Annotated in this window: 13 protein-coding genes; 2 read left to right on the forward strand and 11 right to left on the reverse strand. The window is 70.3% G+C overall.

Going from position 1 to position 18736, the window contains the following annotated elements:
* Window positions 1–76: 76 nt before the first annotated feature.
* From Sm713_RS13875 to Sm713_RS13895, 5 genes are all read right to left on the reverse strand, one after another.
* Entirely contained in the window at window positions 77–1048 is a 972-nt protein-coding gene (locus Sm713_RS13875) for an ATP-binding cassette domain-containing protein (protein WP_212909934.1), read from the reverse strand.
* On the reverse strand, window positions 1048–2040 hold the full coding sequence (locus Sm713_RS13880) for an ABC transporter ATP-binding protein (protein WP_212909935.1): 993 nt from the start codon (window positions 2038–2040) through the stop codon (window positions 1048–1050). The genes Sm713_RS13875 and Sm713_RS13880 overlap by 1 nt, the downstream gene beginning before the upstream one ends.
* Window positions 2037–2933, reverse strand: a complete 897-nt coding sequence (locus tag Sm713_RS13885; RefSeq protein WP_212909936.1) for an ABC transporter permease — start codon at window positions 2931–2933, stop codon at window positions 2037–2039. Before Sm713_RS13885 ends, Sm713_RS13880 begins: the two co-directional genes overlap by 4 nt.
* Complete coding sequence (locus tag Sm713_RS13890; RefSeq protein WP_212909937.1) at window positions 2930–3925, reverse strand: ABC transporter permease; 996 nt, start codon at window positions 3923–3925, stop codon at window positions 2930–2932. The genes Sm713_RS13885 and Sm713_RS13890 overlap by 4 nt, the downstream gene beginning before the upstream one ends.
* A gap of 135 nt (window positions 3926–4060) precedes the next feature.
* Entirely contained in the window at window positions 4061–5788 is a 1728-nt protein-coding gene (locus Sm713_RS13895; protein ID WP_212909938.1) for an ABC transporter substrate-binding protein, read from the reverse strand.
* Between the two features lie 236 nt (window positions 5789–6024).
* Here Sm713_RS13895 and Sm713_RS13900 point away from each other — a divergent pair, with 236 nt between their 5' ends.
* Window positions 6025–7080, forward strand: a complete 1056-nt coding sequence (locus Sm713_RS13900) for a LacI family DNA-binding transcriptional regulator (protein WP_212909939.1) — start codon at window positions 6025–6027, stop codon at window positions 7078–7080.
* A gap of 292 nt (window positions 7081–7372) precedes the next feature.
* Here Sm713_RS13900 and Sm713_RS13905 read toward each other — a convergent pair whose 3' ends face one another.
* Window positions 7373–7963 carry a TetR/AcrR family transcriptional regulator gene (locus Sm713_RS13905; RefSeq protein ID WP_212909940.1) on the reverse strand — a complete coding sequence of 197 codons (591 nt, stop codon included), beginning with the start codon at window positions 7961–7963 and terminating at the stop codon, window positions 7373–7375.
* Between the two features lie 242 nt (window positions 7964–8205).
* Between Sm713_RS13905 and Sm713_RS13910 the strand changes: the two genes are divergently transcribed.
* Window positions 8206–9120: an alpha/beta fold hydrolase gene (locus tag Sm713_RS13910; protein ID WP_249416282.1), complete on the forward strand. Its 915-nt coding sequence runs from the start codon at window positions 8206–8208 to the stop codon at window positions 9118–9120.
* A 720-nt stretch (window positions 9121–9840) separates the two neighbouring features.
* Here Sm713_RS13910 and Sm713_RS13915 read toward each other — a convergent pair.
* The 5 genes from Sm713_RS13915 to Sm713_RS13935 form a co-directional block, all read right to left on the reverse strand.
* Window positions 9841–10293: an ASCH domain-containing protein gene (locus tag Sm713_RS13915; protein WP_212909942.1), complete on the reverse strand. Its 453-nt coding sequence runs from the start codon at window positions 10291–10293 to the stop codon at window positions 9841–9843.
* Window positions 10294–10363: 70 nt separating this feature from the next.
* Window positions 10364–11110: a phosphotransferase family protein gene (locus Sm713_RS13920; RefSeq protein WP_212909943.1), complete on the reverse strand. Its 747-nt coding sequence runs from the start codon at window positions 11108–11110 to the stop codon at window positions 10364–10366.
* 164 nt (window positions 11111–11274) lie between these two features.
* Complete coding sequence (locus Sm713_RS13925) at window positions 11275–15939, reverse strand: serine/threonine-protein kinase (RefSeq protein ID WP_212909944.1); 4665 nt, start codon at window positions 15937–15939, stop codon at window positions 11275–11277.
* The gene (locus Sm713_RS13930) at window positions 15926–17941 is read right to left on the reverse strand and encodes a P-loop ATPase, Sll1717 family (RefSeq protein ID WP_374195982.1); all 2016 of its coding nucleotides are present in this window, start codon (window positions 17939–17941) and stop codon (window positions 15926–15928) included. Before Sm713_RS13930 ends, Sm713_RS13925 begins: the two co-directional genes overlap by 14 nt.
* Window positions 17942–18019: 78 nt before the next feature.
* Window positions 18020–18595, reverse strand: a complete 576-nt coding sequence (locus tag Sm713_RS13935; protein ID WP_249416284.1) for a YdeI family protein — start codon at window positions 18593–18595, stop codon at window positions 18020–18022.
* Window positions 18596–18736: the final 141 nt, after the last annotated feature.

Raw genomic sequence — 18736 nt, forward strand, 5'->3', positions numbered from 1 at the left:
CTTTCGGGGGACGTGGGGTGTTCTCACGAGTTTCGGGGGACGAGGGGTGTTGTCACGAGGGGTGCTTCCGCCGGCGTCACGCGGATGCCCTTCCGCAGTCCGGGAGCTGCGCACACGCGGCGAAGTGCCCCGGCTCGGTCTCCCGCAGCTCGCCGTCCGTGCCGTGCCGGCCGTCCGCGGCCCGACTGCCGTCCGTGCGGCGACCGCCGTCCCTGCCGCTACCGCCGTCCGCGCCCTGCCCGCCTGCCGCGTGGAAGGCGCACTCCCGCAGCGGTTCCGGTTCGGTCCACGGGAGGTTCAGCCGGGGCACGGAGGCCAGCAGGGTGCGGGTGTAGGGGTGCTGGGGGTTGCCGAACACCTTCTGGGTGTCGCCGCGCTCGACGACCCGGCCGCGGCGCAGGACGACGGTCCGCTCGGCGAGGTAGGTGCCCAGGGAGAGGTCGTGGGTGATGTAGAGGACGCCGAGACCGCGTTCCTTGAGGTCCGCGAGGAGGTTCAGCACGTCGATCCGGGTGGAGGCGTCCAGCATGCTGGTGATCTCGTCGGCGACGAGGAACGTCAGGTCGAGCAGCAGGGCGCGGGCGATCAGCAGCCGCTGCAACTGCCCTCCGCTGAGCTGGTGCGGGTACCTGCCCAGCACCGCCCCGGGGTCGAGGCGGACGTCGCGCACGGCCCGTTCCACCCGTTCGCGCCACTCGCCGGCCGGCACCCGCGGGTGGTAGGCCTGCCTGATCAGGGAGAAGACCCGGTCGGCCTTGAAGACGGGGTTGTAGCAGCTGAACGGATCCTGGAAGACGCCCTGGACATGCCGGTAGTACTCCTTGCCTGCCGTGACGGGCCTGCCGTCGAGGGTGAGGGTGCCCCCGCTGACGGAGGTCAGGCCCAGGATCATCCGGCCGATGGTGGACTTCCCGCTGCCGCTCTCGCCGATCAGCGAGACGACCTCGCCGGGCTCGGCGTCGAAGCTGACCCGGTCGACGGCGGTGACGCGGCCGCCGCCGAGGCTGCCCGTCCGGTAGGTCTTGGTGACACGGTCGAGGGTCAGCATCAGGCCTTCCAGCACGCGACGTGGTGGCGGGGGGCGATCTCGACGGACGGCGGCTGCTCGGCGCAGCCGGCGTCGGCGAGCGGGCAGCGGTCACGGAAGCGGCAGCCCGTCAGGGCTGGGACCGCAGGTCCTCCATCAGGGGCGGTGGTCGGGTGACGGGCGGGCGGGCGGAGGAGGGACGGCGGGCTGCCCTCGATGCCGGTCAGCCTGCGCTCGGCGTGCCGGACGCCGACCTCCGGCAGCGATCCCAGCAGCAGCTTGGTGTACGGGTGGCGGGGCTCGGTGGTGAGCACCTTCGACGGGGCCTTCTCGGCGAGCCGGCCCGCGTACATGACCATGATGGAGTCGGCGATGTGGGACGTCAGCGCCAGGTCGTGGGTGATGAACATCATGCTGTCCACCAGGCCCCTGTCCCGCAGGCCCACCAGCGCACGCGCCACCGCCTGCTGCGTGGAGACGTCCAGCGCCGAGGTGATCTCGTCGGCTATCAGCAGCGCCGGGTCGAGCAGGGTCGAGATCACCATGACGACGCGCTGCTTCATGCCGCCGGACAGCTCGATGGGGTAGCGGTCCAGCACCTCGGGCGCGAGGCCGACCAGGCCGAGGCGGCGGTGCAGTTCGGCGGTGTCGGCCGGCACGCCGCGGGAGGCGAGCAGCTCGCGGATCATCCGCCCGATCCTGCGGGTCGGGTTGAGCGCGCTCATCGAGTACTGCGGCACCAGCGAGACCTGGTGGAACCGGAACGCGTTCATCGCCCGGTCGTCGGAGATCGGCAGCTCGGTGCCGTTCAGCAGGGCCGTGCCGCCGACGTGCCTCATCCGGCCGTCGAGGCGGATCAGCGACTTGCCGAGGGTCGTCTTGCCACAGCCCGATTCTCCGGCGAGGCCCAGGATCTCGCCGTCCGGGATGTCGAACGTGACGCCGTCGAGGGCCTGGACGTCGCCGCGCAGGGTGCGGTAGTGGACCCTGAGGTCCGTGACGGTGAGGCTCATGAATCCCTCAGCTTCGGGTTGAAGACCTCGTCCAGGCCGACGTTGGCGACGTACAGCGCCCCCACGATCGCCGTGATGCCGGCGCCCGGCGGCAGGAACCACCACCACATGCCGAGCTGGAGCGCGCTCCACTGCTGGGAGCTCTGCAACATCAGGCCCAGCGAGACGCCGTCCGTCGGGCCGAGCCCGATGAAGTCCAGCGAGGACGCGATCAGCACCGAGCCGCCGAACAGCAGGATGAACATCATGAACAGGTAGGAGCTCATGTTCGGCGCGATCTCGCGGAAGATGATCCGCCAGGTCCCGCTGCCGCTGAGCCGGGCCAGGTCCACGAAGTCCCGGGCGCGCAGCGAGAACGTCTGCGCGCGGATGGCGCGCGCCGCCCACGGCCAGGACGTGACGCCGATGAAGACGCCCTGGACGGGGACGCTCCGCACCCCCAGGTAGGCGTTGATGATCAGCAGCACCGCGAGGGTGGGGATCACCAGCACGATGTTGGTGAGCATGTTCAGTACCTCGTCGGTGAGGCCGCCGCGGTAGCCGGCCAGGAAGCCGACCAGCATCGCGATGACCGCGGCGATCCCGCCGCCGATCACGCCCACCAGGAACGTGGACCTGAGGCCGTGGACGAACTGCGCGAACACGTCCTGCCCGAAGGTGGTCGTGCCGAACCAGTAGTCCCCGCTGGGCGCCGCGGCCTGCGGGCCCACGTATTCGTTCGGGTTGCCGTCCAGCAGCATCGGCCCGATCAGGCCGAGGAGCAGCAGGACGAGCACCACGGCGAAGCCGGCGAGCAGCTTGGGGTTGCGCCGCGCGTAGTGCAGGGTCTCCCGGCCGGGGGTGAGCTGGTCGACGGCGTCGGTCGTGACGGTCGCTTCCGGCAGCGCGCTCATGCCTGCCCTCCCGCCATGCCGCTGCGGGTGCGCGGGTCGACGACGACGTAGACGAGGTCGATCACGAAGTTGGCGATCAGCACACCGATCACGATGAACAGGAACGTGCCCTGGAGCAGGAAGAAGTCCTGGTTCTGGATGGCCGCCAGGATCAGGCTGCCGAGGCCCGGGTACGAGAAGACGATCTCGGTGACCAGTGCCCCGGCCACCAGCACGCCCAGTTGCAGCGCGAGCCCGGTGATCTGCGGCAGCACCGCGTTGCGGAAGGCGTACCTGCGGATCAGCCGCTGGGGCGCGCCGAGCGCCGAGAGGTAGGACGCGTAGTCGGACTCCAGCTCGTAGATGATCATGTTCCGCATGCCGATCGCCCAGCCGCCGAGCGCCACCAGGAAGAGCGAGAGGAACGGCAGGAACCAGTGGTAGAGGACGTCGCCGATGAAGGCGCCGCTCCAGCTCGGCGTGATCGACAGGCTGTAGCCGCCGGAGATCGGGAACAGCTTGGCCGTGAAGCCCAGCGCCCACGCGAGGATCACCGAGATCCACATGTACGGCATCGCGGTGAGCAGGTAGCCGGCGGGCAGCACGGTGTTGTCGAGCACCTTGCGGCGTGCGGCGAGCGCGCCGAGCCAGTTGCCGGCGATCCAGCTCAGCAGGATTGCCGGGACCATCAGGCCCAGCGTGTACGGCAGCGCGCCGAGGATCACCTCGCTGACGGGCTTCGGGAACACCCAGATGGACAGGCCGAAGTCGCCGTGGAACAGCGACGACCAGAAGTGCAGGTACTGCTGCCAGACGGGCTGGTCGAAGCCGAACAGCTTGGTGTAGTAGGAGCGCATCGCCTCCACGGCCTCGGGCTGCGAGACCCGGGCGCGGGCGAGCATGGCGGCGACCGGATCGCCCGGCATGAAGCGCGGGATCATCCAGTTGACGGTGACGGCCACAACGAAGGTGAGGCCGTAGACCAGCAGCTTGCGGGCGAAGTAGTGGCGCACGGGGGCTCTCCCGGAGGTCGGGGGATGCGGGGTGGGAGGTGGCAGGGGCCGGCGGGCGGTGGCGCGGGGAACCGGCCGCTGCCGAAGGGCGGGCCGGCCGGTTCCTCCCCGCTCACCTGGCGGGCACCGGCCCGCTCACTTGGCGGGCTTCAGCGTGGTGAGCGTGTCGAAGCCGCCCATCTCCATCCAGTTGCGCCACATCGCGGGGGCGGTGTGCGGGGCGCCGGCCTTGTCCGAGGGCCAGCCGGACCACGCGCCGGTGTTCGACTGCGCCCAGAGCGCGTTGTACCAGAGCGGGATGACCGGCAGCTCCTTGAGCTGGATGTCCTGGATCCTGGAGATGACCTTCTGCATGCCGGCGGTGTCGTCCGTCCTGACGCCGCCGAGCTGCTGGACGAGGTCCCAGGCCTGGTCGTTCTCGTACCGGCCGAAGTTGACCGTGTTCTGCACCTTCTGGATCGGCTGCTCGAAGATGTACTGGTAGTACGTCCACGGGGTGTTCGACAGCTGGCGCTGGTTGTCCAGGATCAGGTCGAAGTCGCCCTTGCCGCGCTGCTCCTGGAGCGCGTTCTGGTCCGGGAAGCCGGGTGCGATCTTGATGCCGGCGTCCTTGGCGCCGGCGGCGATGACCTTGGACGCCTCCATCCAGTCCGTCCAGCCGCTCGGCACCTCCAGCTTGAGGCTGATCTTCGAGCCGTCCTTGTTCTCCACGAAGCCGTCGCCGTCGCGGTCCTTGTAGCCGGCGGCGGCCAGCGTCTTCCTGGCCTTTGCCGGGTCGAAGGAGAAGCCCTCCTTGGCGACCACGCCCTTGTCGACGAACTTCGACCACTGCGGCAGCAGGCCCGTCGGGTTCGCGGCCTGCACCAGCTGCCCGTACACGCCCTTGACGATCTTGGGGGTGTCGACCGAGTCCGCGAGCGCCTTGCGGAACGCCGGGTCGTTCATCGGCTTCTTGGTGGTGTTCGGCACCATCCAGGTGGTGTTCGCCGGAAGCATGTACGGCGGCTTGTCGTAGTACGAGACCACCTTGTGGGCCTTCACCATGGAGGAGGCGCCCGGCAGGAAGTTGTTGCTCAGGTCGAGCTGGCCCTGCGTGAGCTGGCCGACGACGACCTCGTTGCTGGGGTTGGAGACGTCGACGATGTACTTGGGCGCGGGCTTCTTGCCGAGGATCTTCACGCCCCACCAGTCGTCGCGGCGCTCCCACACCACCCTGTCCTGGCTGTGGCTCTTCAGCTTGTACGCGCCCGTGGCCACCGGGTTGTCGTTGACGCCGTTCAGGACGTCCTTCTCCGAACGCGTGCCCCAGATGTGCTTCGGCACGATCGGGATGCCGTAGAGGTTGAAGTCCCACTCCTGGTAGTGCGCCTGCTTGAAGGTGAAGCGGACGGTGGTGGCGTCCACCGCCTTCGCGCCGGACAGCCAGCTCCACATGGTGTGCAGCGGGGACGCCTCGTACTTGCTGATCCCGTACGAGTAGACGACGTCGTCGGCGGTCAGCGGCTTGCCGTCCGACCAGGTGATGCCGGAGCGCAGCTTCAGCTCGTACGTCTTGTCGTCCGTCCAGGTGCCGGACTGGGCCAGCCAGGGCGTGAGCTTGCCCTGGTTGGGGTCGAAGTGGAAGAGCGTCTCGTAGGCGAGCCCCTTGCTGCCGGTCGCGAAGTCCCAGTCACGCACGGGGTTGAAGTTGGCGGGCGGCCCCCACTGGGTGCCGGTGGTGTAGAGCGTCTCGTTCCGCGGCAGCGAACCCGCGGCGCCGCCCTGGGCGCCGCCTCCTCCGGCGGTGCCGCCGCCCGTGCAGGCGGTGGCGGCGAGTCCGATCACGATCAGAGCGGCGGTCGTCCCCCGCACCCGGATACCCATCGTCCCTCACTTTCCCCGCACGTCCCTGAGCGGAGCCACTGAACCGGGTAAGTGCCGCGAAACTATGACTGGTTGAGGCGGGTGTCAATACGGCGGGGGAGCGCTCCCATTCCAGGAATGAAGCCGACCTTGGGGAGAACGGCGGGACATGGGAGGACTCGGGGGGAGGAAGCGACGTGGCTAAGATGACGGCCAGGATAACGAACCGGTTAAGTCACGCCCTTAAGTGAGGTCGCATGGCCAAGCAGCGCCCGACGATCGCGGACATCGCGCGCCGCGCAGGCGTGTCCAAGGGCGCGGTGTCGTACGCGCTCAACGATCGCCCGGGGGTCTCGCCGGCCACCCGCGCCACCATCAAGGCGATCGCCGAGGAGATCGGCTGGCAGCCCAACAGCGCGGCTCGGGCGCTCACCCACGCGCGCGTGGACACCGTCGGCCTCGCCCTGTGCCGCTCGGCGCACATGCTCGGCGTCGAACCGTTCTTCATGGAGCTGATCAGCGGCGTCGAGAGCGAACTCGCGGCGCGGGGCTGCGCGCTGCTGCTCCAGGTCGTGCCCGACCCCGGCCAAGAACTGGAGCTGTACCGCAGGTGGTGGGGCGAGCGCCGGGTGGACGGCGCCTTCCTCGTGGACCTGCGGCACGCCGACCCGCGGATCCCCGGGGTCGCCGAACTGGGCATGCCGGCGGTCGTCATCGGCCACCCCGGGGCGGCGGGGCCGCTGCCCGCGGTCTGGTCCGACGACGCGGCCGCGGTCCGCGAGACGGTCACCTACCTGGCGGCGCTCGGCCACCGCTCCGTGGCCCGGGTCGCCGGCCTGCCCGACCTCGTGCACACCCGCCTGCGGGACGCCGCCTACCGCGCGCTCTGCGGCGAACTGGGCCTGGACGAGCCCCTGGTGATCCACACCGACTACACCGGCGAGGAGGGCGCCCACGCCACCCGCCGCCTGATCAGCGGCCCGCGCCGGCCCACGGCGGTGATCTACGACAACGACATCATGGCCGTCGCGGGCCTCTCCGTCGCCCAGGAAATGGGCCTCGACGTCCCCCGGAACCTCTCCCTCGTCGCCTGGGACGACTCCCAGCTCTCCCGCGTGGTCCGCCCCCCGCTCACGGCACTCGGCCGCGACATCCCCGCGTACGGCGCACTGGCCGCCCGCACCCTGCTCGACCTGATAGCGCACGGCGAGACGACGGCGCACGCGGCCACGGGCCGGGCCCCGGCGTACGAGGACAGGGCGGCACGGTTGATCCCGCGGGGGAGCACGGGGGCGGTGGGGCGGGGGTCGTAGGGGGCGTGCCCCGTTGGGGCGTGTTCGAGAGGTGCGTGGGACGGGGCGTAGCCATTCGCCGAGGGGGGAGGGCGGCGGTGTGAGGGCTCGCTTCGTAGCGGACGACGAGCAGGGCATGCCACTCGTCATCGGCAAGGTTTCATGCCGCCCCTCTGCGGCACGAGGCCTGCGGGATCCAGGTGTCGGTCCGGTCGCCGACATCCGTACTGGAGGCCGCATCACGCCACGGGCTGCACTCTCCCGCCGACGCCGTCCCGTAACAGGGGCTCCGCGGGTGCCTTTTCGAAGCGGCCTAGTTGCACGCGCGCAACGCCTGCGAGAGCGCGTCAACGGTCACGTCCACCACGGCCATCAGCTGTGCCGGGCTGGTCCCGGCTCTGCTCATGACAGCGAGGGACTGGTTCACGGCCGCCGCGTGTACAGCGAAGGCCTCGGCGTCCTGGTCGGTCATGCGGCCGGCCTTCAGCGCGGCGCGCAGGCGCAGCCGCTGGAAGCCGAGCGCCTGCCTGGTCTGCGCCGCGACAGCAGGGCTCAGCACCGGAATCGCCATGGCCGACTGGGCGATCAGGCATCCATCGGGCAGTTCGGGATCGGCGATGCGTTCAAGGGTGACGTCGAAGAACGCGCGGACGGCTGCAAGGGGTTCGGAAGCCGCACACGAGAGGGCGGCTTCGTACTTGCCGCCGTAGCGCACGGCGTAGCGATCCAGGCAGCGCAGGAACAGCGTGTCCTTGTCGCCGAGCGAGGAGTAGATCGAGCTGCGATTCAGGCCGGTTGCCCGGGACAGGTCGTCGACCGAGGTGTCGGCGTAGCCGGCGCGCCAGAACTGGATCATCGCGGCGTCGAGCGCCGTGTCCATGTCGAACTGCTTCCTGCCTGCCACGTGGCACTTCCCTGCGGGTGTGTCGGTGTTGCGGATGCTGCCCATCCTATCTTGAACTGATTGGTTCAAGATGTGCTAGCCTTCGGGCATGATCGCGACCGGGCGTCCCCCGGCGCGAACAGACAGCGCGGCAGGCGCACCACGCAACCCGCCCGCCGCCGTAGTCACCTGCATCGCACCTGCGGGACTGGCCCTCGGGCGAACCGCCGGACCCGCACACCCCAACACCGATGGTGGCTCCCATGACCGTCTCCGAAAGCAACCCCGTCCGCGACCTGCCCCTGCACGACCTGGCCGGATTCACCCATCGCTGGGTCGACGCGGACGGCATCCGCCTTCACGCCGTGGAAGGCGGCCGACCGGCCGGCCCGGCTGTCGTCCTGCTCGCCGGGTTCCCGCAAACCTGGCGGGCCTGGCGAAAGGTCATGCCCAGCCTCGCCGGCCGGTTCCGCGTCATCGCGATCGACCTGCCGGGCCAGGGCCACTCCGAGCGCCCGGAGCGCAGCTACGACACCCACACGGTCGCCGCCCACGTCCACGCCGCCGTGAAGTCACTCGGAGTGCCGGCCTACTGGCTGGCCGCCCACGACATCGGCGCCTGGGTGGCCTTCTCCCTCGCCCTCACCTGCGAAAGGCGACTGCGCGGGGTCGCTCTGCTCGACGCCGGAATCCCCGGCATCACCCTCCCGGAAGCGATTCCCACCGACCCGGCCCGTGCGTGGAAGACCTGGCATTTCGCGTTCCACCTCGTGCCCGACCTGCCCGAGACCCTGCTCGCCGGCCGCGAACGGGAGTACGTCGGCTGGTTCCTGAAGGCGAAGGCTCTCGCTCCCGGCACGTTCGAGGACGCGGACCTCGACCACTACGCAGCGGCCCTCGCCGCCGACGGCGGCCTCCGCGCCTCCCTTGCCTACTACCGAGACGCCGCCGAGTCGGCGCGCAGGAACCACCAGGCGCTCAGCGGGCGGCATCTGACCGTGCCCATCCTCGGAATATCCAGCAGCCACGGCTCCATCCCGGACATGGCGGCCTCCATCAGCCCGTGGGCCGACAACACCACCGGAGTCATCGTGCCGGGCGCCGGGCACTTCATCCCCGATGAGCAGCCCGAAGCCGTCGCCGCCGCGATAGCCGACTTCATCGCCGGCGGCGACTGACGCCGCCAGGCCCTGTCGTCAAACACCCGTCTGCCGCGCGGCGTCATGCACTCCCCACTGCCTGACGGGCGTGGGAGGTCCCCCCACTCGCCGCGCCGGGCGTAAGCCCGAGTACATCCAGTACGAGGGGTGGCGATCCACCGGCCGGTTGTTCCGCGGCGGGTTGCCGGGATCCGGTAGGTGAGGTGTTGGGGTGGCCGTGCTCCGTCAGGGGCGCGGGGAACTGCACGACGAGCCACGACGGACGAATCGTGACCCACCGCCCCCGCCCCGCCCCCGCGGCGAGCCGCCGAGCCCAGGCGCCCGGGACCCGGGACGGGCCGGGAGGGTCTGGGCAAGGGTGGGGTTTTCCTCACCCCAGGTGTGCGGTGCACCTCATGGCCCAGGGCCCCCGGAAAAGCCAAGATCGAGGGACAGGTGATCGGCGCGACCAACGGCCGTGGACGGGCCCGGTGCGGCCCGAACACGACTGAGCCGACGAGCCGACGAGACGACGACGGTCGACAAGCAGACGAACGCAGAAGAGCCGTGCGCGAACACCCCCAGCGAAACGCGTCCGGGACGACCCCGCGGACCCCGCCCACTTCTCCCGCCCGGGGACCATCGCCGTCCGGCCTGCCCAGGCGCCCAGGTACTCCGGCCCGGTCGCGCTGCTCACCGGCGGGGCGAAACCCTGATGGTCGACAAGCCCCAATGACGTGGTGCGCGACAGTCGGACTGCTAGTCGCCGGCGCGAAGGTCGGTGACGAGGCGGAATCGTTGCAGAACAGCCGGCGTGGCATCGTCCACGGTGAACTCGGGGTCGTCCAACTCCGCTCGCATCTCGTCGCTGTGCCAGAACCGCTCGTGGCCGGCCCGCCACTCGGCCACGCTGGTGTCTCCTTCCCCCTCGTCCACCACATGAGGGAGATCCACCTGCGCCAGCGGGACCACGCGCACGCCGGTCACCTCGATGACGGCGACAGGTCGGTCGTCCGAGTCGATGACCACCGAACGGCTCCCGACTTCCGGCAGGGCTTCCCCCTCATGCTCGTAGGCGAGGAGGAGCCCTGTCGTGGAGGTCTTGGAACCGTCGAGGATCGCTGCGACGAGCTGGTCGCGCAGGGCGCCGGGGAAGGCGAACTCGATCCTGGGCAACGAAGCGCGGTTCGGCGAGGCCGCATCGGTCGTCATGCGGTCACATTGATGGCTCCCTGGCCTGAAGTCCAGGGGTTTCGGCCTGGTCGTGTACGTGCCCGCAGCCTCACATCCGGGATTTCAGCACGTCGACCTCGCAGCCCGGTGCGGACGGGTCGAAGCCGTGGTCGACCAGCCAGCGAACCCCCAGCAGGCTTCGCAACGACCACCACGCGCGGATCACGGCGCGGTCGACGTCGGTGCCGTAACCGGCGATGACGTCATCGAGGTTTTCCTCGTGTCCGAGGGTCAGGGTGGCGAGGTCGAACAGGGCGTCACCCGGGCCCGCCTCGGACCAGTCGATGATGCCGGTGACCTCGTCGCCGTCCATGAAAACGTGCTCGGCCTGAAGGTCGCCGTGCGTGAACGCCGGAGTCCACGGCCGGATCGCGGCCTCGGCGACCTGGCGGTTGCGGGTGACCAGGCCGGCGGGCAGGACACCCTTTGTCACGAGCAGCTCGCACTCGCGGTCGAGTTCCGCCGCCAGCTCGTCGGGACCCCGGCGGCGCCGGCCGGTCCAGGGCGGCAACGGCGCCTCGTGCAACCGCCGGATGGCGGCGCCCGCCGCGGCCCACGCCGACGGAGACGCGGTCGACGGCTCACCGAGACGGCCGAGCGCCGTCCCCGGGACGGCGGCGATCGCGAGCACGGGCGGCTTGCGCCACAGGACCTCCGGAGTCGGGACCGGCACCAGGGCCATCGCCTCGACCTCGACGTCGATGCGCGCCTGATCGGCGTCCACCTTCAAGAACACGTCGCCGACGCGCAGGGTCGCACGCTCGGAATGGGCGACGACGACATTGACCTCATCCATGGGCGACCAGTGTCCCTGGGACGGTCGCCGATGTCGCCGGGGTTTTCGCGTGCGATGACGCCGCTGACCGCGTCCCTCCTCCCACCTCCCGCCACCCGGCGGTCTCGTGCACGGCACCAACCTGACCAGGTCAGGCCCGCCGGCCACGTCAGGAGTCAGGACCCCTAAGGAAGCCTCAGGGAGCGCCGGATGCTCTTTCTGAGGATTGTGGCTCCCACCAGTTCCGAGACCTCCAGCACCTCGGTTCCGATGGCCAGCGGAATGCTCTGATCGTTCGGAGTCCGCTTCAGCCACCGCCTCCAGTTCCCGACGAGCTGGTAGAAGGAGGCCCGCGCGTCCAGGGCTTCCCCTGCGTGGGCGAGCAATCGGGTCAGGGCAGAGAGGGAGACGACGAGGCCGGGGAGCCGGTGCTGATTGTCGGGAGCCATGTTCTCGTACTGGGAGAGCAGGTCCCGGACGGAGGCCATGTCCTGCTGGAGGCGAGCGGGGTTCACCGGTTCGAGGGGGTACTCCAGTCCCGGGAGATACGTCGCATGGGTGCTCGCGGCGAACTCGCTGTGCATCGTCCGGAACCACTTCTCGGTCTCGTCCCGTCGCTTTGCCCGGCGGAGGAACAGGTAATGGTTGTGCATGAGCGGGGAGAGGCGTGCTGCCCGGTAGGGATCCGCGACGTTTCGGCAGTGCCGGATGGCCTCTTCGTTGACCTCGACGGCGTCGTCCAGCCGTCGCAGCTCTCCCAGCCAGTAGGCGTGTCGTTGGAGAGCTGCGATCAGCTCGTGGCGGCCCGCCTCCGGGGTGACGTCGGTGATGTGCCGCCGGATTCCCAGGGCCCGTTCACCGGCCTCGACCGCTGCCTCGATCCTCCCGGCCGCGGCGTGTTCCCTCGCCAGGCTGGAGAGGACCACCGCCTGATAGGGCTTCGCGTCGCCCGGCCTGAGCTGCCGGGGATCCGCGGTGCGGGCGGCCCGCGCCAGACGCCGAAGCTCACTGCGGACGCTCTCCTCACGCAGGCCGCCGTACCCCAAGGCGGTCAGCTTGCGCCACAGGAGTTCGACGTCCCGATCGGTCCAGACCTCGCCGGCGTCCTCCGCTGGGGCAGTCTTCTCCGCCCGGCCGGTCCTCTCCGCCCGGCCGGTCTTCTCCGCCCGGCCGGTCCTCTCCGCCCGGCCGGTCTTCTCCGAGCGGCCGGTCCGCTCCCGGCGTCCGGCCTCCTGGGACCGGGAAGGCCGGCCGGGACCGCCCGGCAGCGTCGCGTTCCGCTGCTCGGCGCATCGGGCGAGGAAGACCTCAAGATAGGGCTCGATCTCGCTCATCCAGGACTCCGGATCCCGCGCGGCGAGGTCCCAGTCGAGTTCCCAGACCCGCATGGTGGCGTCGGTGGCGCCGGACACGGCGCGGTTCCCGTCCGGGGTGAGGCTCAGTGCCCAGACCGAGTTGGTGTGCCCGGTGAGCGTGCGCAAGCAGCGGCCGGTCGACAGGTCCCAGACGCGGACGGCTCCGTCCGCGCCGGCGGACAGCGCATGGCGGTCGTCGCCGGTGATGGTCAGCGCATAGACGTCGTCGGTGTGCCCGGTGAGCGTGCGCGTGCACGCGCCGGTGAGCAGATCCCAGACGCGGAGAGGGCCGTCGTGGTCGGCGGTCACGAGATAGCGGCCGTCGCCGGTGGCGCAACCCAGCCTGACGGAGCCCGAACCGCTGTTGAGGACGCGTGCGCACGATCCGGTCGACAGGTCCCAGAGCAGGAGGGCACCGTCGTTGTGCGTGGTCACGACATGCCGCCCGTCGGCGGTCAGGCACAGGACGCTCCCCGAGGGGAAGTTCCCCGCGCCGTAGGAGATGGAGAAGGTGATCTCGCACTGGCCCGTGACCAGATTCCACACCCGCACGTTTCGATCGCGGTCGCTGGAGACCACGCGCTGACCGTCCGGCATCGCGTGGATCAGCTCGATACTGGCCGGCTGCTCCCACGTGTGGCGAAGCTCCCAGGATCGGGTGTCCCACACGCAGATGATCTTGAAAAGTGAGGCCACCATGTGCGAGCCGTCGGGTGTGAGGCAGAGCGACCGGATGACGGTCGGTTCACTGTTCAACTCCCTGACCGGGCGCCGGCTTGAGAGGTCCCAGAGCTGCACTTTCCCGTCGTGGCTGCTGGACACGGCGTACGCGCCGTCAGTGGTGAGTCCCACCGCGTCCACGGATTCCAGGAAGCCCGTGAACACCGCCGTGGGACGGACCGTCCGCAGGCCGGTGCGCGCACAGTGGTCGTAGAGCTGGTGCCAGGCGTCGACGACGTGCGAGGCGCGCTCGTATCCGGGCTTCTGCCGGGCTTCCCGGAGAAGGGAGAGGGCGCTGGGGATGTCGCCTTCGGCCTTCGCGTCGAGCGCCCGTTCGACGAGGAGGGCCACCTCCGCCTGCGCTTCCAGGAGGTCCCCGGAGGAGCGGGGGCGCGAGACCTGGAACGAGGCGGGGACGGCGGCGCGCCATTCCGTGCCGTGCACATCCCCGGACGCGGAGATGTGCAGGACCCGACGGCCGCCGGGCTCCAGCCCCGCCGACCTCGCTGCGATGGTGCGGACGCACCGCCCCGTGGCCAGCTCCCACACCCGGGCCGCGTGGTCACGGGTGATCGCGTGCTCCCCGTCGGCTGTCGCGTACACGGAGCTCAGCGAGCTGCCGTGGGCGAGCGGGGCCCGGACCTGGCGGCCGGTGGCCAGGTCCCACACGCGCACCGTGGTGTCGATGCTCCCCGACAGGGAGTAGCGTCCGTCCGGGGTCGTGCAGAGCGACGTCACGCTGTTGGTGTGGCCGGCCAGGACGTGGCGGACGCGCCCGGTCGCGTAGTCCCAGACCCAGATCAGCCCGCCGCGTGAGCACAGGATGAGGCGGCGGTCGGCGGTGACGCACAGCTCGGCCCCGGCGGCCCCGGCGAAGCCGAAGGGAACGTAGTCGTCCGGGAGCGCCGGCGCGTCGTCGTAGTCGATCGCGATCACCCGCAGGCAGGCACCGGTTTCCAGGTCCCACTCGCGTACGGTGTCGTCCGCCGCGGAGGACAGCACGGTGCGGCGGCCGGGGACGGGGCAGACCGAGAAGACGGATTCGTTGTTCCTGCGCTCGTTCATGACGTGGCCCTTGAGGACACGGACACAGCGTCCGGTCGGCACGTCCCAGACGCGGACCGTCCCGTCGCCGCTCGCGGTCAGTGCCTGGCGCCCGTCCGGGGTCAGGGCGACGCCGTAGACGGTTTCGCCATGGCCCGCGAGCGTGCACAGCTCTCTGCCGGTGGGGAGCTCCCAGACCGTCACGGGGTTCTGCCCGCCGTCCGCAGCCTCGGGATCACGGCTGTGCCACCAGGCATGACGGCTGTCCGCGGTCAGTTCCACCGGACTGCCGGTCTCGATGTGGCCGATGAGGTCACCGTGGCCGGTGGCGTCGCTCTGGCCGATGGGACCACTGGCGCGCCCGCCGGACCCGCGCACCGTGGCGAGCCCCCGTCGAAGGTCCTCTATCTCCGATATCTCCGATATCTCCGGCGTCTTCGACGGAGGCCGGGACTCCCCGGGCCCCTCGATCAGCGCGGCGGCGGACTCGGCGTCGCCGCGTTCGAGGTGGACGCGGGCGAGCAGGGGACGGACGCGGCTGGGGGCGCCGCTGTTCTCGCCCACGGCCTGAAGCTCGTTGAGCAACTCCTCGTCGGTCCTGGCGCCGGAGCGCCACTGGAGCAGCCCGTGGTTGTAGGCCACCTCGGGGTGCTGCGGGTCGGCGACGGCGGCCTCCTGGAGGAGGACCACCGCCTCGTCGCCCCGGTCGAGGTCCAGGAGCGAGAGGGCCCGGTTGTTCAGCTCGTCGGCACGCAGTTCGCCTGGGTGCGGCAACGACCGCGGGTAGGGGTCGTCGGCGATGGCGGTGTACAGGGCGGTCAGCTCGCCGACGACCTGGGCCATGTCGGGTCGTGTCGCGGGGTCGGTGCGAAGGCACCGTGCCAGCAGGTCGTCCAGGGCCGCCGACACCTCGACCCCTGCCGCCCTGGTGCGGAACCCGTCGGCGCGGAGCGCGGCGAGCACGGCGCCCGCGGCGGGCCCCGCGCCCCAGGTGATGCCGCCCACGATCATTTCGAGGAGGCTCACGGCGAAGCTCCACACGTCGCTGCGCCGGCCCACCGCGGAGCGCGTGTACTGCTCGGGGGAGGCGTACGCCCGCGTCATGCCTCCGTAGGACACCCTCAGGGTGTGGTCACCGTCCGCCGGGATCTCGTCGTACGTTCCGCTCGCGGCATCGGGGACGACGGGCGCCTGGGCGCGCGCCAGCCCGAAGTCGGTGATCTTCACGCTCCCCGCGCTGTCGAGCAGGATGTTGGCGGGCTTGACGTCCTGGTGGACCACGCCCTGGTCATGGGCGTGGATCAGGCCCCAGGCGGTCTGGATCGCGATGTCCAGCACGCGGGCCATCACCTCCCGGGGCGCGCCCAGGTAGAGGCGGCCGTCGGCGATCCAGTGCGCCAGGCTTCCCGCGTCCAGGTACTCGACGAAGATCCGGGGGACCCCGTCCAGCGTGCGCAGGTAGTGGCAGGTGCACACGTGCGGGTGCGGGCCGAACCCCACCCACGTCTCGGCCTCCCGGATGAACCGCTCGCGGGCGGCGCCGTCGCGCATCCTGGGCCCGAGCGGCGACTTGACGGCGAGGTCGGTGTCCCAGCCCAGGTGCCTGACCCGGTAGACGACACCCATGCCGCCCTCGCCCAGGACGGCACGCACCTCGTACGTGTCGGCGATGCGGTCGCCGATGCGCCAGGTCCCCGCCTCTCCCGCCGCCGGCCGTTCAGCTACTGGCACCGGAGCCCCCCGAAGACCCTCCGGCGGCGGCCGTCAGCCGCCGCGCCTCGTCCGCGATCCCGGCGCTCACGCTGTCCGCGCCGGCCATGCCGTGCAATCCGCTCGCCCTGATCTGCGCCGCCAGGGCTCCGAGATAGGTCGCGGCCGCGATGACGTGGTCACCGACGTTGATCTCGCGGCCTTCGTCCAGGGCGTCCGACGCCTTCCGCGCGTCGCGCACGATCCGGCTCACCTGGGTGGTGATCTCCTGCCGCGTCTGACCGGGGATGTCCACCGCGCGGCCGATACGGTCGAGGATCGTCCGGCAGGAGCGCGACAGGTCCTGGAGCAGGCGGTGCTCACGGCCGGCGCCGGGCGACCTGAACGTGGAGTTGAGGACGTATCCCCCGGCGACCCTCGCCTCGATCGCGCCCAGGACCAGAGGGGTGTACGCGTGGATGTCCACCGCGCTCGTCGCGCCCAGCGCCTCCCGGAAGCACGGGTGGACGTGGAACTCCGACTCGTACGGCTGCACGGCCAGGTCGGGGCCTCCCGCGTAGACCACGTCGTTACCGCGCCGGACGCCTATGAAACCGACCGAGTAGAGGGTGTCGACGACACCGGGCAGCGTGATCGAGTGCGCGTATGCCGGAAACTGGTTGTGCAGCGTGGTCGCCGTCTGTTCCAGGCGGCTGGCGAGAACGTTCCGCATGACGATGTACCCCGTGTTCTGGAAGAGCGGGAAAAGACGCTCCAGGTAGGGGTAGGCAACCAGGTATTCCTGGGACAGGTCCCGGAGCTTCCACTCCGAGAACTGCCGGGCCGCCGCGACCACGTCCGCCTCGCGTATCCGGTCGTGGCCGTTCTGCACGGCGGTGTCACGCGACAGGTTGAGGTACTGGATGACGTCGCGGGGCCTCGGGAGCACGCGCCGCAGCAGGAACTCCGTGGTCGGCTCGCCTGCGATCAGGGCGGGAAACAGCTCGGTCCACAACTGGTCGGAGGTCAGCGAGGTGCCGACCGACGCGCGTGCCCTGGTGAGCGCCAGTTCCATGAGGGAGTCGTCCGACCAGCCGAGGCGCAGCTCGTCGCCCCGGAACTTGTCGCCGTCCGGGAACGAGAGGGAGTCGTAGATGTCGGAGCGGAGGAAGACGAGGCAGTGCATCGCGCCGCGGTAGCGGGCCGTGATGTGCTTGGCGGCCAGCAGCAGACCGATGATCATCGAGTGGGCGTCCGGCTCGGCCGACCACACCTGTTCGAGCTGGTCGACCAGCAGGAGCAGCGGCTGCTGCCGGTCCGCCCAGTCCAGTTCGGCGAAGGCGTCGGCGACGCCCTGCTCGACGACTTCGAGCTGGCGGATCGCCTGGGCGCCCTCGGACGGTGCGAGGCTCATCTCCACGCCCGTCCTGATCCCGAACGCTTCGAGGGAGAGCGACGTCGTCTGGAGCCCGCGGACCATCCCCGCGAGCCGGCCGCCGAGGTCCTGGTTCGACAGCTCGCCGTTGGCCTTCAGGAAGCGCCGCAGCACCCGGATCGTCCTGTGGTTCCGGAGCCTGCCGGGTGCCCTGGTGGCGTGCGTGACGAGGTGGCGGGCGGCGTGAACCGCGCATATGTAGCGCCAGACGAGGGATCTGGCGGTGTCGCCCGTGAGGCCCTGAAGCTCGAAGCGGCGCAGCTCGTTGCCCACCGCGTCGTCGGGGGTGATGAGGATCGTGCCTTCGGGGCCCTCCGGCTGCGTGCCTCGCGGCTGCGTCCCCCGCGTCCCCCGCGCCGCGATCTGCATACAGATCGCGCTCTTTCCGGACCCCTTTCTTCCGATGATGAGCATTTTCCTTCCGGATACCGTCGCCTCATAGGCCACGGTCCGAATGAAGCTCTCACGCAGAAGCCCGCCGGCGATGTCCCGCTCGGCGTCCTCGTACCCGAAATTCAACCGCTGGAGAGCGGAGGACTCGGCCAATGACGTACTCCCGCCCCTGGTGATCTCCGGGCAACTCCGTATGGCCCCGGGTTTCGCCGTCACAGTATGCACGGCTGCGGGTGCGGGGCGTTGCGGTATTCGGGTGGGCGGTGGCGGTGTCCGTGGTCGTCGACTCCGCGTCTACGGGTTCGGCTTCTCGCCCTTCGCCAGCATCGCCACGTACTTCTCGATCCGGCGCGCCCGGGTCTCGTCCTTCTTGGCTTCCTGTATCCGGTACAGGATCGAGTAGCGGTTCTGCCCGTCCAGCGTCTCGAAGAACGCCGCCGCGGCCGGGTCTGCGGTCAGGGCCGCCGAGAGGTCGTCCGGCACCGTGGCCGTCCTCGCGCTGTCGTAGGCCGCGTCCCAGCGGCCGTCGGCCCTGGCGCGGTCGATCTCGGCCTGCCCCGGCGGGCGCATCCGGCCCTGCTCGGTGAGGGCGCCGACCTTGTCCCGGTTGATCTTGGACCACCTGCTGTTCGGCTTGCGCGGGGAGAACCGCTGGAGCCACCACTGGTCGTCGAACCTGGCCTTCTGGCCGTCGATCCAGCCGTAGCAGAGTGCCACGTCGAGCGCCTGGGGGTAGTCCAGCGCGACGATTCCGGGGCTCTTCTTGCGAAGCTTGAGCCAGATGCCGGGCGAGACGGCGTGGTTCTCGCCGAGCCATGCCTCGAATGCCTCGGCGGATTCGAATACGACGATCTCCATGTTCTGGGCCATCCCAGCAGCAAACCACACCCAACGTTCGCCATGACGCGTTCGGGCACGGCCCCGGATTCCGGAGCCGTGCCCGAACGAAAGTCTCCGGGCCGTCGGTGGTCCTCAGCCGCTCGCAGTCGCCAGCCGTTCGTGTTCCCTAGC

It is taken from the genome of Streptomyces sp. TS71-3 (genome assembly GCF_018327685.1).
Lineage (GTDB): Bacteria > Actinomycetota > Actinomycetes > Streptomycetales > Streptomycetaceae > Streptomyces.